Here is a 13,050-nt window from a genome sequence, read left to right as displayed (position 1 = left end):
GTAACCAAGAGGGCTTATTAGAGTTCCGTTTTTCCAAAATATGTTTTTTGGAGTAACCTAGAAACCATATTGGTGGACCAATTTAACATGACATTTTTTAGTCCAATCATTCGTGCGTGAAGAAGCGGGTTGAACGGTCTCTGAAGGTTGCTTCTGACCACTTGCTAGAGAAAGAAGCTTTTGACGGGTACGAAAGGATGCTCGCTTTCAGCGGGCCTTGTGCAACCTTAGCTTTGAGAGCTCGTGCGTGGTAAAAATGATCTCTAGTTCATATCAGGATTCCTGCACTTTCCTCTTTTGTCTTCGATTTGTTTAAAAAATTCATTTCAAAACATCAATCATTGCGAAAGGAGTCTTTTCGGTTGTATTTCGTCAGTGATATGATAAAGGCATATATAAGCATTAAGGGAGTGATGGAGAGTGAAAAAGAAGATCAGTCTTGAGGGTCCTACCGTTATATTGATGCCAATGGAAATGGAGCAGTTGGATGATTTATGGAATGTTGCTCAAGCTCAGGATATTTGGGAATTCACCTCATCAAAAATCAAGAACAAGGAAGATATGAAACTGACAATCGAGGCTGCCACAGCAGAAAGAGAAGGAGGTATACAGATGCCTTTCGTGGTGGTGGATAAAGAAAGTGGCAAGATGATTGGAAGCTCCCGTTATCTTGATCTTTCAAGATCCCACAAAAGCCTGGAAATTGGATGGACGTGGTATCATCCGGATTATTGGAGGACTAGAGTTAATACGGAAACGAAGTTCCTGATGCTGCAGTACGCTTTCGAGGAGATGGATATGAATCGAGTCCAATTCTGCACGGATTTAAGAAATATTCGATCCCAAACAGCAATTTCTCGTCTTGGCGCGAAAAAGGAAGGCGTGCTACGCAAACATCGGGTAATAGCTGATGGTTATGTAAGAGACACTGTTGTTTTTAGTATCATTAAAGAGGAATGGCCATTGGTGAAATCTAAATTACAGGATATGATGAAGAGAATGTAGCCAGTGTAATTTTATCGGCACATCGGCAATTTACCGATGTGCCATTTATTGCTTATTTCTTTCTGAAAGATGGCTAAGGGTTTGAGATAATTAATAAAGGACTCGTGTTTTCATTCATGTCCCTATATTTGGCCAAGCTAAAACTTTATGTGCCAAAGAGAGTTTGTGTTTATGGCATGGTATACTCGGTTATCCTTCTTTCTGTGTATACGTTTTTCTCTTCACCATCAATAAGGAAAGCTTTTTCTCTAGCTCTTTATATTCAGGATCACCCTTGCTCATAAATGAAAGCCTGCCAATAACAGCTGTAATATCGTTTTGAAGGACCATGAGCTGTTCTTCTCTTTCTTTATCACTGGAAAAAGAAGGGGCAGGCTGGTTGTATTCCTTCAAGCCTGTTTCTTTGCGGGTAATCTTCTTACCATCAATTATAAGGAGCTTTTCGCTGATTTTATTCAGGAAATAAACATCGTGCGAAACGATTAGCATTGAACCCTGAAATTCCATCAAAGTCATCTCCAGACTTTCCCTGCTGGATAAATCAAGATGATTTGTAGGTTCATCAAGGATCAGTAGATCAATATCATGCATAAGCATCAAGACCAGTTTTATTCGAGTTCGTTCTCCGAGGCTCAGACTGCCGATTGGGACAGAAAGCTTTTCCTCGTTCAAGCCAATGTTAGCAAAAATAGTCCTGGCCTTGCTAAGTTCATCGCGATCAGTCAATCCTGTATACTCTAACGCTGTTTTGGCAGAAGGGAGATCCGAAACCTCCTGGCTCAGGTATCCTATCCTTACCGATTCACTTATCCATATATTACCCGATGTAGCTTCCGCTTCACCCAGGAGCATTTTTAATAGTGTAGTTTTTCCGCTTCCGTTTACACCGATAATCGCCATTCTTTCAGAATGGTTCATATAAAAATGACTCTCTTTAAATAAGCAGCGATTTCCAAACCATTTCTCTAGTCCTGATGCTTCCAATATCCTTTTTCCTCGTTTTTTGCTTTCCTGGAATTGAAAGTTTACCCTAGCTGCTTGTTTTGGCTGTTGAACTTCGTTTTTTGCAAGCTCCTGATTCAATCGTTTCATCTTGGATTTGATCTGAATATCCATTTTCTTTGCTTTAACACGATGGTATTCCTTATAGCCGATTTGTCTTCTTTCTGAACTGCTGCCTTGTTTGGTGGAATCCTTATGGGCTTTTTCTGACCAATTTTTTAAATTGGAAATCTGCTGTTGAATTTGCTCTTTGTATTTTTGCTGTGTTTCGTATTGGTGAAGCTGAACCTCATAAAGCCTTTGTTTTTCTTCATGGTAAGCAGAATAGTTACCGTTAAACCATTTGGTTACTCCATCTTCAATTTCAATGACCTCGTTAATTGTCCGATCAAGGAAATACCGATCGTGAGAGATAATGATGACTGATCCATTAAACCCAGCCAATTCTTTAATTAGCCACTCAGTACCATGCAGATCCAAGTGGTTTGTTGGTTCATCAAGTATGAGTAATTCAGGTCTGTCCGCCCATACTCGTGCAAGTGAGAGTTTTAATTTTTCACCCCCGCTCAAATTCGCCAGCTGATTTTCATCCCAATTCAAAAGGTTATTAAGTCCCAGATGGCTGGAGTGCATAAAAAGATTAGACTCAGAATTTGAGAGGGCTTCTTCAAACTCATTGATTGTATACTCTGTTGATTGTTTAAGATAACCAATCTTTAACGTGCTGCCGAAAGTTTCAATTAATCCGGCATCTGGCAAGTAATTCCCATAAATAATATTAGCTAGGGTTGTTTTGCCAGCGCCATTGTTTCCGACAAGTCCAATCCTGCTGCCTTGCTTGATTTCAAAGTCTGCGTGTTTGAGGATCGTCTTGTCATTAAAGCTCTTCTGAATACCTCTTATTTTCAACAATGTCATAAAAACTCCACCTTTCTTTTTTGCCTTGTTAATTAAAGGTGAGTATTTTATCCATCAAAAAAACCTCCCTGTAGTTACCCGGGAGGTCTGCAAAACATTCGCATAAGATTTACTGTACACAAAATAAAGCATGATACTGTAAATGACAGCATGCTTAAGCTTGCATTTAAATCGATATGGAATGGTAAAATGAGCAGACTAATCCTTTTTCCGGGCAACACGTTTTTCATATTCGAAAAATCGGGCAGAAAATAAGATTAGTACTTCATCGGCTCTTTACCATTCCTTTCAAGTATCATTAACTAAAAGTATAACTTCCTGTAAAAATATATGTCAACCATAAAAATTCTTTTGGAGGGCTGCCTGGAAATAAATGATTTTCCAATAGTTCAAGGTAACCATCGTGGATATTCCGCGTTTCTTACTTCAGCGGACGAAACTTTTGCATGAGTGAAAGTGAAGAAATAAATTGTTTGTTTGGACAATCATAAGTCAGGTTTTACTCAGCCTGTACGAAATGAAAAAGCCAGGGAAAGCATGTCCCTGGCTATAGTATATGAGATTATATTTGTTGTTCGACTTTGATTTGACTTTTTTGGCCACCGTACATCTTTCTTGCCAGCAAATTTTGGGCAATGAGCAAGATCCCGCCAACTGTCCAATAAAGCGGTAGGGCAGATGGAGCGTTCAAAGAGAACATGACAATCATAATAGGTGAAATCAGCCCCATGAACTTCATTTGCTTTTGCTGCTCTATCGTCATATTCGATTGAGAGACTTTAAATTGCAAATAGTATATTAATCCTGCTGCGGCAGTAATCCATATATCTGAATGCCCCAGATTGAACCATAGGAATGAATGGCTTGCAATTTCGGAAGAACTTTTTATTGCATAGTAGAGTCCCATTAATATAGGCATTTGTATCAGCATTGGCAGGCAGCCAACAGATAGGGGATTAACGCCATGCTTCTGGTACAACCCCATCATTTCCTGCTGTAATTTCTTTTGTTCAGCGGAATCCTTAGTACTTTTGATCTTTTTTTGAATCTGATCCATCTCTGGTTTAAGGACTTCCATCTTTTCTTTCATATTCTGCTGGTTTTTATATTGCTTCAGCATAAGTGGCATTAAGATTAATCTTATCATTATGGTAATGAAAATAATCGCCAATCCAAAACTGCCACCAGTTAGATTGGCAAAATTGTGAATCAGCCATGCGAATGGATTGACAAATGTTGACTGAAAGAAAGAGCCATTATTAGTCATTGATTGGCATCCTGCTAAAAACACTGGGGTAAATAGTAATAAAATGATTGTGTAAAGTTTTTTCATTTTTCTCCTCCTGAAGTTGATCTTTGTCAGTAAATAAGAGAGAAAAATGAATTATCATCATCACCTGGATCTATTTTTATTTTTATCCGTTTAAGTCGCAGCAGCTGGATTCTCAATCCCAGATCAGCTTGATTTTTAAAAGCTGTTTCAGAAACAGATGGTTTAAATTTTATATTTACTATATAGGATTCACTGAAATAGGTATCACTAACAATCCAGAAGGCGGAAATTGACATGCTCAACAGCAAGGCCAAATAAACGCTATATAATCCAGTCGCATCCATGGACTGAGTGTACACCTCAAGCAGCATGCCTTCACCTCCGATATCCCAGCTCATTGTATAAGTATATGTCATTCCAATGCAGTAATCAATTTGAACTTTTATCCTATACGTATTTATGATCTAAAAGGTTCCATTTCCAAAGATTGTTATTGGGTCTGTGGTTTCAAAAGATGGAAAAAGGGCTAATTATATAGGACAATCCTTTAAATAACGCGCCTATTGAAAGGGGTAGCAAAAATGAAAACCGTATATGGATTAATGATCAATTCAGGAAGTGCTGAAGAGATGCTGTGGGACCATGGTGTATGGGAAACAGAGGAAGCAGCTAAATTATATATAGAAACTGAAATGTCAAATATCAGCGGGATTTGGATCGGGGAATTGAAGGTGAATGATTCCATTACGCAAGCCGCAGAAGATGCCGGAGATGAGATGGTTGAGTGCGCATTGTGCGGTATTGAATACAATGGGGAAGACGTTAATACAACTGATTATGATGAAACAGTATGCATTTACTGCGAGCCGGGGTACAAGGAGAATATGAATATAGCCTGAATAAAGAAAAGCCATGGATATGTTCCATGGCTTTTGCTTATGCAGATTTTGAAAGATTTGAATGTGGAACAAGAAGTTTCGCTGTTTCAAGCCTGTTGCGGACAATGATTCCAATCCATGAAGCCAATGCAGCTTTAATGACTCCGACAATGATAAAAGGCACGAAGCCGCTTGTGAATGCCGCAGTCCAAGACATATCAAGTGCGATCTTTAACCAGACTGTTCCAAAAATAAGAGTGATCAGCATACCGATTATATTTCCGATCAATGCATTCATAAAAGTAAAAGAAGTCTTTTCAAGCACCCAGCCAATGATGAAGGCAGCTGGGACAAAACCAACGAGATATCCTCCGGTAGGTCCTACAAGCTTTGAAAAACCGCCTGAGAATTCGGCAAAAACGGGTACACCAACTGCACCGATAAATAGATAAAGCAGAACTGAAATAGTGCCATAACGAGATCCTAGTATAGTCGCAGCCAGACCGATTGCCAATGTTTGACCAGTGATCGGTACAAGCGGAAGCGGAATCGTCATTTGAGCCAAAACGCCGATAATGGCGGCAAATAAAGCGGTAATGATCATCATTCTAAGTTTCAGCTGTTGTTTGTTCATTAGATTGCTCTCCCCTTTTGTTAACCTATATGTATTTTAGTTTACATATTGACTTTAATATTTTCATTTTTTTTTGTCAATAAAAAATTTCTCTTGCTTGATTTTACATATCAATAAGAAGGGAAAGATTAAAACAAGAATTCTTATGTAAGGAGTGTTTGGATGGATGAATTGGATCTGCACAGGATCTTTGAAACAGCGTTATTCTTGATTATGATTGCAGCCGGGATCACGGCAATTGCAAAGAAGGTTAAACAGCCTTATCCAATAGCGTTGGTTATCATAGGTACAATAATTGGATTAATGAACATTCCTATACTTGAGCCATTAAAAAATTTTATTACAGAAGGGGAAATTTTTAATTTTGTCATCATTACATTATTTCTGCCTGCGTTGCTCGGTGAGGCATCCTTAAAGCTTCCCTTCTCCCATCTCAAAGACAACAAAGAGCCTATTCTCGCCTTGGCTTTTGGCGGAACTCTACTGTCGTTTCTTTTTGTGGGTTTTTCTGGATACTATTTCTTGGATTTATCTTTGCCAGCCGCTTTTGTTTTTGGTGCACTTATGAGCGCGACCGACCCAGTCAGTGTTCTATCTATATTTAAAAGTGTGGGTGTTAAAAAAAGACTTGCTGTAGTCATTGAAGGAGAAAGCTTATTTAATGACGGATTAGCAGTAGTTTTATATAAAATCTCTGCATTTTCATTAGTCTCATATTTGGACGCAGGCTGGTCTGGTCTCGGGATGGGATTATGGGATTTCATACGAGTGATTTCATTAGGATTAATGGTCGGTGGAGCTATGGGATACGGATTTTCTAAGCTGACCAAGTACTTTGATGACTATCCTTTGGAAATCATCTTTAGTATTTTGTTGTTCTATGGATCTTTTCTGATTGCAGAAAGTATACATGCCTCGGGCGTCATAGCAGTGGTAGTAGGAGCTCTGATATTCGGTAACTATGGTGCTCGTATAGGGATGAGCCCAACTACAAAATTAAATATTAATAATTTTTGGGAAGTTACGGCATTATTGGCCAATTCGCTAGTTTTCTTGATGGTAGGTTTGGAAATCACAAGGATTAATATCAATGATAAATGGTGGCTGATCGTCTCGGCTATAGTGATTGTTCTGATCGCTAGAAGTGCGGCTGTATATGTTAGTATGCTGGCAATTAATAGCTTCAGTATGAAATGGAAACATATTCTTAACTGGGGTGGATTGAAGGGGTCATTGTCAATTGCCTTGGTTTTAAGTTTGCCGAGAGATTTTCAGGGAAGAGAAGATCTCCTGATTCTTGCTTTCAGTGTTGTTCTCTTTTCTCTTGTAGTTCAAGGGCTGTCTATAAAGCCTCTGATTTCACTTCTGGGTATCAATAAAAAAGAAGAGAGTCACTCTGAATATGAACAGATTCTCGCCAAGCTATACAGATATGAAAATGCTATTAAAGGAATGAGGGATGCAAAAGGAAAATTCTATATAACAAAAACTGTATCAGATGAATTAGTAAATAAGTACCAATTGAAAATGGAAATAGCGATTGCTGAGATGGATGAATTATATCTAAAATATCCAGAATTAAAGAAGAAACAGATGGAGACTTTGAGGAAATTTGCGTATTATGCTGAACATGAAGCTATTGACAAACTGACTAAGGATGAAATTATTTCCTCTGAAATTGCAGACGCAGAAAGAAAAGATATTACTGAAGAATTAGTGAAACTTACTGAAGGGCATGAGGGTGAGAGCTGAGGTGAGTTGTTCATTATCAAAACTTAGGCTGCAAGAAATTTAGAATTAATTGAAAGGGTGCCTGCAGGCTTTGACATAAGAATTTTGTTTTTCCCAGCGTGCTATGCATTATTTCTGCACGCAGGATCTTTTTGTAGTTATCGTGGCTTTGTAAAGTCTAAAGCAGGTTGAACAGGTGAGGGGAGACCTAAGGAAACGATTCGCAGTGGACTCATTCAGAAAAAACAGCAGGGGAACGTAAACCTGCTGTCTGTTTCTCTAATTAAATTAATTCATATGATTCGTCAATAATTTGAAAGCATTCTCTACTTCATCATCTGTTGGAGGTTCTGTATCCTTAAGTGGGTATTCCAAGCCTAAAGCTTCCCATTTATACACACCTAGCTTATGGTAAGGTAAAACTTCCACCTTCTTCACATTTCCAAGAGTGGCGATGAATTCACCCAAGTGAGTGAGATCTTTCAGATCATTTGTCACCCCAGGGACCAATACATGCCGCACCCAAATAGGGACTTGATGGTCTGAAAGGTATCGGGCAAAATCCAGAATGTGATCATTTGCCATTCCTGTTAGCTTGATGTGTTTCTTTCTGTTAATATGCTTTAAATCAAGTAATACCAAATCCGTATATTTCATCAGTTCTTTCAGCTGTTCTTGGAATAATGGTGCACTTGAATAGCATCCGCCCGATGAATCAATAGCTGTATGGATACCAAGTTTCTTGCACTCCTTGAAAAGCTCTGTAAGAAAGGAAATCTGCAACAGCGGCTCACCTCCGCTGACAGTTATTCCTCCGCCTGAAGATTGGATAAAAGGAAGATAGGATTTTAAATCATCAATGATTTCGGAAACAGTCATCTGTTTTCCAGTGCCGATTTCCCAGGTATCTGCGTTATGGCAAAATTGGCAGCGCAGCAGGCACCCCTGTGTGAAGATGACATAACGGATTCCTGGTCCGTCGACAGTGCCAAATGTTTCAATAGAATGAATGTTTCCGTTCATGATGATTACTCCTTTCTGGTAAAACAGGAGTTCCTAGAGAGTAAGAGGGAACTCCATGTTCTCCGCCGCTTTCATACGGCTATTCATTACATAGATTCATGGAAAGTACGATTGATTACATCCATCTGCTGCTCGCGTGTCAGCTTGATGAAGTTTACTGCATAGCCAGATACACGGATGGTCAGCTGTGGATATTCTTCTGGGTGTTCCATGGCATTCATTAGAGTTTCTCTATTAAACACGTTAACATTTAAATGATGGCCATCTTTCATTGCGTAGCCATCGAGGATGGATACGAGATTGCTTGTGCGGCTTTCTTCCTCTTTTCCAAGCGCTTTTGGAACGATGGAGAAGGTGTTTGAGATTCCATCCATAGCATAGCTGTATGGTAGTTTTGCGACAGAAGACAGGGAAGCAAGAGTTCCTTTTGTATCCCGGCCATGCATTGGATTTGCTCCAGGAGCGAATGGCTCGCCAGCTCGTCTTCCGTCTGGTGTATTTCCAGTTTTCTTACCATATACAACGTTTGAAGTAATTGTAAGGATTGACATTGTATGCAATGAATTGCGGTAAGTTGGGTGCTTGCGCAGTTTTTTCATAAATGTTTTAACAATCTCTACTGCGATGCTGTCAACGCGGTCATCATTATTTCCGTATTTAGGGAAATCACCTTCAGTTTCGAAGTCAACTACAATGCCATTTTCATCGCGGATTACTTTAACCTTCCCGTATTTGATCGCGCTTAAAGAATCGGCTACGACGCTTAATCCCGCGATTCCAGTTGCCATGGTGCGAAGGACTTCAGTGTCATGGAGCGCCATTTCAATTCTTTCATAGCTATATTTGTCATGCATATAATGAATGATGTTTAAAGTATTGATATAGAGGCCTGCGAGCCATTCCATCACATTATCGAATTTCGCCATTACATCATTGTAGTCGAGTACTTCGTTTGTGATAGGGCTGAATCCAGGTGCAACTTGGATTTTAAGCTTCTCATCAACACCGCCATTGATCGCATATAGCAATGCTTTAGCAAGGTTTGCACGAGCCCCGAAGAATTGCATTTGTTTTCCGATTTCCATTGCAGAAACACAACAGGCGATACCATAGTCATCGCCGTATTCCGGGCGCATCAGGTCATCATTTTCGTATTGTATTGAGCTAGTTTTAATCGACATTTCCGCACAATACTTCTTAAAGTTCTCTGGAAGGCCAGGAGACCATAAAACAGTCAGGTTTGGTTCCGGAGCAGGTCCCAGATTATCTAGAGTATGAAGGAATCTGAAAGAGTTTTTCGTAACAAGTGACTTGCCGCAATGCGCCATGCCGCCGATTGATTCCGTTACCCAGGTTGGGTCACCGCTGAACAATTCATTATAATCAGGTGTTCTTGCGAATTTTACAAGTCGGAGCTTCATGACGAAGTGGTCGACCAATTCCTGTGCTTCTTGTTCAGTCAAAGTGCCGTTTAGCAGGTCGCGTTCAATGAATATGTCCAGGAAGGATGCCACACGGCCAAGGCTCATTGCCGCACCGTTTTGTTCTTTGATTGCAGCTAGATAAGCGAAGTAAACCCACTGGAAAGCTTCTGTTGCGTTAGAAGCCGGCTTTGAAATATCATAGCCATAGCTTTCAGCAAGCTTTTTCAATTCATTTAATGCACGGTATTGTTCCGAGATTTCTTCTCTGAGGCGCATAGTGTCTTCTGTCATGACACTGCTTGTCAAACCGTGGTCTTTCTTCTTCTGCTCCATAAGGAAGTCAACACCATACAGCGCAACACGGCGGTAGTCCCCAATGATGCGTCCGCGTCCATAAGCATCAGGAAGCCCAGTGATGATACCAGCTTTCCGTGCCTGGAGCATTTCCTTTGTGTATACATCGAATACACCCTGGTTATGTGTCTTGCGGAAATCAGTGAAGATTTTTTCTACTTCCTGATTCAGTTCATAACCATAAGCTTCACATGAAGCCTTAGCCATGCGAATGCCCCCGAATGGCTGCATGGAGCGTTTAAATGGCTGATCTGTCTGAAATCCAACAACCTTTTCTTTTGCTTTATCCAGATATCCAGGGCCATGAGAGGTGATTGTTGACACGACTTCTGTGTCCATATCCAAAACTCCGCCGTTCTCTCGCTCCTGCTTTGTTAATTCCATGACCTGTTGCCATAAAAGGTTTGTTTCATCGGTGGCTCCAACCAGGAAGCTTGCATTACCTGTATATTCAGTGTAGTTATTTAAGATAAAGTCGCGAACATTGATTTCTTCCTGCCAGGTACCATTTTTAAAACCTTTCCATTGTTCCATTTTAAGTCACCTCAGAAGTAATTATTTATATAACAGTTATCACACTTTCATCATACTACGACTATAACAGTTTCGGTGTGACAAAATTGTGAAAAGATGAACAAATTGTGAATACCAATAAAAAACGCGTTGTAAAAATAATTCTGAGGAAACTGTATTATATAAATATATGATTTTGTTGGATCTGTTATATAAAAAGATGTATGATAACTTATACTATCAGGAAACGTTGCCACTATGGATGTATTGTTTTGTATGTTTTGTGTCAAATTGAGTAGAAGGGGAGATGAAGAAAAAGAAAAAACAGGATGTGGAATCCTGTTCTTAGAAAGGAAGATATTAATCAACCACAATGTAAGCGATCATCGGACCGCTATTTTCTGCTTGAGTGTGTATCATACAAATAAGGCGGTAGGTTCCTTCTTTGTCAAATTGCAGAGGAACGACTGTTTCTTCCCCCTTTTTAACGATCCCTTTAATATCTGTACCTTCAATAATGAATGGGTGTTCCTTACCATTAACCCCTAAAATTTTTAATCGGACTTTTTCTCCTTTTTCAACAAAGATGGTTCCTGGATCCCAACGGTAAGCCTCAATTTCTTTACCATCTTCTTTAGATGATTTAAATTCACCGGTTACCAGGTGAATCTCCCGGATTGTTTCTTTTTGCTGGCTAATAGCTGGAGTGGCATCAGAGTTGAAGTTCATCCAAAATGATCCGATTATAGCAAGAAGAGCTAGGACACCAACTAAGTATAATGCACTTTTTTTCACAACGAAGAAATGCATATTTTCACCTCCTTTTTTAATATTTATGCTCGTCCATATAAAGAACTTGTCTAAATTTTTCAGGTTTATCGGTGTTTTTTTAAAAGGGAATAGACTGAAACCAGTTAACAAACCATAAATTAGAGAAAATGTAAGGAGGAAGCTATGTACCGTTTATTCACACATAATGATCTCGACGGAGTTGCCTGCGGAATTCTTTTTAGGCTTGCCTTTGGAGAGAGGGTGGACGTTCGATATAATTCCGTTTCTGGGCTAAATTTTCAGGTGGAGCGATATTTTGAAAGAATGAATGACAAAATGAAGAGAGAAGATTTATTGTTCATTACCGATCTTTCTGTTAATGGTGAGATCGCTGAAAAAATAAATGAATTTGTTTTAGCTGGAGGTAAAGCGAAGCTGATTGACCACCATAAAACAGCGTTGCATTTCAATGATTACACATGGGGCGATGTTAAAGTAGAGGACCAAAATGGGACGCTCACAAGTGCTGCTTCGCTCGTATATGAATATCTAATTAATGAGAGCCATTTGCAAAAAAATGGTTCAATAGATGAATTTGTAGAACTGGTCAGGCAGTATGATACTTGGGATTGGGATATTCTCAAAAATTACAAGGCGAAAAACTTAAATGATTTATTTTTTATGATATCGATAGAAGATTTTGAAGATCGGATTGTTCCGCGTCTCCAGGCAGGAGATCATTTTGAATTTGATGAATTTGAACAAAAACTGCTGGAAATGGAAGAAGATAAAATTGAACGATATATTAGAAGGAAGAAGCGTGAAATAGTACAGATTAACACAAATGGACTTTATGGAGGAATTGTACATGCTGAATCCTATCATTCTGAATTGGGTAATGAATTAGGAAAAGAATTCCGGCATCTGGATTATATAGCCATTATCAATTTAGGTGGCAAGAAAATCAGTTTCAGAACCATACACGACGATGTAGATGTTTCAGCTGTTGCAGGAGAGTTTGGCGGTGGTGGTCACGCAAAGGCGGCTGGATGTTCAATGAGCAGTGAAGCATACACTCGCTACATTAATGAAGCCTTTCCTCTTGACCCTATCCGTCAGGATGCAGTCAAAAATGTCTATAACGTCAAGGAATCAAAGAATGGCTGTCTTTATGAAAATCGAGAAAGAGATTTATTCATGATTTATGCTGAAGGGAAGGAATATTTCATTTCGCTAAGCAATAATGATAAATTAGGGCCATACGAGAGTTTTTCTGATGCAGAGCGGCATTTGAAAAGAGATTATGGGGCAGCTCTAGCCAAAGATGAAATATATGTGCCCTATCTTGAATCCATAGTATTTAAGCACGTCAATATTAATGGACACTGACTCAATAGGTTGTTGAATGCGACTTTGGTCAGATTATTGGCAACGTCCGAGGACAACTCGAAGCAGAAAAAGGCCGTCGAGTTGTTATGATAAAGAGTCCGAGAGCAACTCAAAGCGGAAAAAGAGAGTCGAGTT

The 13,050-nt window shown here is 39.4% G+C and carries 11 protein-coding genes; 4 read left to right on the top strand and 7 right to left on the bottom strand.

Features of this window, described 5'->3' with window-relative positions:
• Nucleotides 1-420 precede the first annotated feature (420 nt).
• Nucleotides 421-1,005: a GNAT family N-acetyltransferase gene (locus tag V7201_RS03885; RefSeq protein ID WP_335375475.1), complete on the top strand. Its 585-nt coding sequence runs from the start codon at nt 421-423 to the stop codon at nt 1,003-1,005.
• A 189-nt stretch (nt 1,006-1,194) separates the two neighbouring features.
• Here the strand turns inward: V7201_RS03885 and abc-f are convergent, their stop codons facing one another.
• The 3 genes from abc-f to V7201_RS03870 form a co-directional block, all read right to left on the bottom strand.
• Entirely contained in the window at nt 1,195-2,925 is a 1,731-nt protein-coding gene (abc-f, locus tag V7201_RS03880; RefSeq protein ID WP_335375474.1) for a ribosomal protection-like ABC-F family protein, read from the bottom strand.
• A 562-nt stretch (nt 2,926-3,487) separates the two neighbouring features.
• Nucleotides 3,488-4,258, bottom strand: coding sequence for a membrane protein insertase YidC (gene yidC, locus V7201_RS03875; protein WP_335375473.1), 771 nt, complete (start codon nt 4,256-4,258; stop codon nt 3,488-3,490).
• Between the two features lie 26 nt (nt 4,259-4,284).
• Entirely contained in the window at nt 4,285-4,569 is a 285-nt protein-coding gene (locus tag V7201_RS03870; RefSeq protein ID WP_335375472.1) for a hypothetical protein, read from the bottom strand.
• A 210-nt stretch (nt 4,570-4,779) separates the two neighbouring features.
• On the opposite strand from V7201_RS03870, the gene V7201_RS03865 reads away from it, so the two are divergent.
• On the top strand, nt 4,780-5,097 hold the full coding sequence (locus V7201_RS03865; RefSeq protein ID WP_335375471.1) for a hypothetical protein: 318 nt from the start codon (nt 4,780-4,782) through the stop codon (nt 5,095-5,097).
• A gap of 37 nt (nt 5,098-5,134) precedes the next feature.
• Here the strand turns inward: V7201_RS03865 and V7201_RS03860 are convergent, their stop codons facing one another.
• A complete protein-coding gene (locus V7201_RS03860) occupies nt 5,135-5,710 on the bottom strand; it encodes a biotin transporter BioY (RefSeq protein ID WP_335375470.1) in 576 nt (191 codons plus the stop codon).
• A 162-nt stretch (nt 5,711-5,872) separates the two neighbouring features.
• On the opposite strand from V7201_RS03860, the gene V7201_RS03855 reads away from it, so the two are divergent.
• On the top strand, nt 5,873-7,462 hold the full coding sequence (locus V7201_RS03855; RefSeq protein ID WP_335375469.1) for a cation:proton antiporter: 1,590 nt from the start codon (nt 5,873-5,875) through the stop codon (nt 7,460-7,462).
• A gap of 267 nt (nt 7,463-7,729) precedes the next feature.
• Here V7201_RS03855 and pflA read toward each other — a convergent pair whose 3' ends face one another.
• The 3 genes from pflA to V7201_RS03840 all read right to left on the bottom strand — a co-directional run bounded on the left by pflA (nt 7,730) and on the right by V7201_RS03840 (nt 11,565).
• Nucleotides 7,730-8,464: a pyruvate formate-lyase-activating protein gene (pflA, locus tag V7201_RS03850; protein WP_335375468.1), complete on the bottom strand. Its 735-nt coding sequence runs from the start codon at nt 8,462-8,464 to the stop codon at nt 7,730-7,732.
• An 86-nt stretch (nt 8,465-8,550) separates the two neighbouring features.
• A complete protein-coding gene (pflB, locus tag V7201_RS03845; protein WP_335375467.1) occupies nt 8,551-10,776 on the bottom strand; it encodes a formate C-acetyltransferase in 2,226 nt (741 codons plus the stop codon).
• Nucleotides 10,777-11,115: 339 nt separating this feature from the next.
• Nucleotides 11,116-11,565: a cupredoxin domain-containing protein gene (locus V7201_RS03840; protein ID WP_335375466.1), complete on the bottom strand. Its 450-nt coding sequence runs from the start codon at nt 11,563-11,565 to the stop codon at nt 11,116-11,118.
• 144 nt (nt 11,566-11,709) lie between these two features.
• On the opposite strand from V7201_RS03840, the gene V7201_RS03835 reads away from it, so the two are divergent.
• Nucleotides 11,710-12,915, top strand: coding sequence for a DHH family phosphoesterase (locus tag V7201_RS03835; protein WP_335375465.1), 1,206 nt, complete (start codon nt 11,710-11,712; stop codon nt 12,913-12,915).
• The last annotated feature ends 135 nt before the right edge of the window (nt 12,916-13,050 follow it).

The sequence above is a fragment of the Bacillus sp. JJ1122 genome, from assembly GCF_036964885.1.
GTDB lineage: Bacteria > Bacillota > Bacilli > Bacillales > Cytobacillaceae > Mesobacillus.
This window is presented reverse-complemented; position numbering and strand designations above follow the sequence as displayed.

Bases quoted from the DNA above. Each gene is read 5' to 3' on its own strand.
- abc-f (WP_335375474.1), bottom strand. From the start codon at position 2,925: ATGACATTGTTGAAAATAAGAGGTATTCAGAAGAGCTTTAATGACAAG.
- yidC (WP_335375473.1), bottom strand. From the start codon at position 4,258: ATGAAAAAACTTTACACAATCATTTTATTACTATTTACCCCAGTGTTT.
- V7201_RS03870 (WP_335375472.1), bottom strand. From the start codon at position 4,569: ATGCTGCTTGAGGTGTACACTCAGTCCATGGATGCGACTGGATTATAT.
- V7201_RS03865 (WP_335375471.1), top strand. From the start codon at position 4,780: ATGAAAACCGTATATGGATTAATGATCAATTCAGGAAGTGCTGAAGAG.
- V7201_RS03860 (WP_335375470.1), bottom strand. From the start codon at position 5,710: ATGAACAAACAACAGCTGAAACTTAGAATGATGATCATTACCGCTTTA.
- V7201_RS03855 (WP_335375469.1), top strand. From the start codon at position 5,873: ATGGATGAATTGGATCTGCACAGGATCTTTGAAACAGCGTTATTCTTG.
- pflA (WP_335375468.1), bottom strand. From the start codon at position 8,464: ATGAACGGAAACATTCATTCTATTGAAACATTTGGCACTGTCGACGGA.
- pflB (WP_335375467.1), bottom strand. From the start codon at position 10,776: ATGGAACAATGGAAAGGTTTTAAAAATGGTACCTGGCAGGAAGAAATC.
- V7201_RS03840 (WP_335375466.1), bottom strand. From the start codon at position 11,565: ATGCATTTCTTCGTTGTGAAAAAAAGTGCATTATACTTAGTTGGTGTC.
- V7201_RS03835 (WP_335375465.1), top strand. From the start codon at position 11,710: ATGTACCGTTTATTCACACATAATGATCTCGACGGAGTTGCCTGCGGA.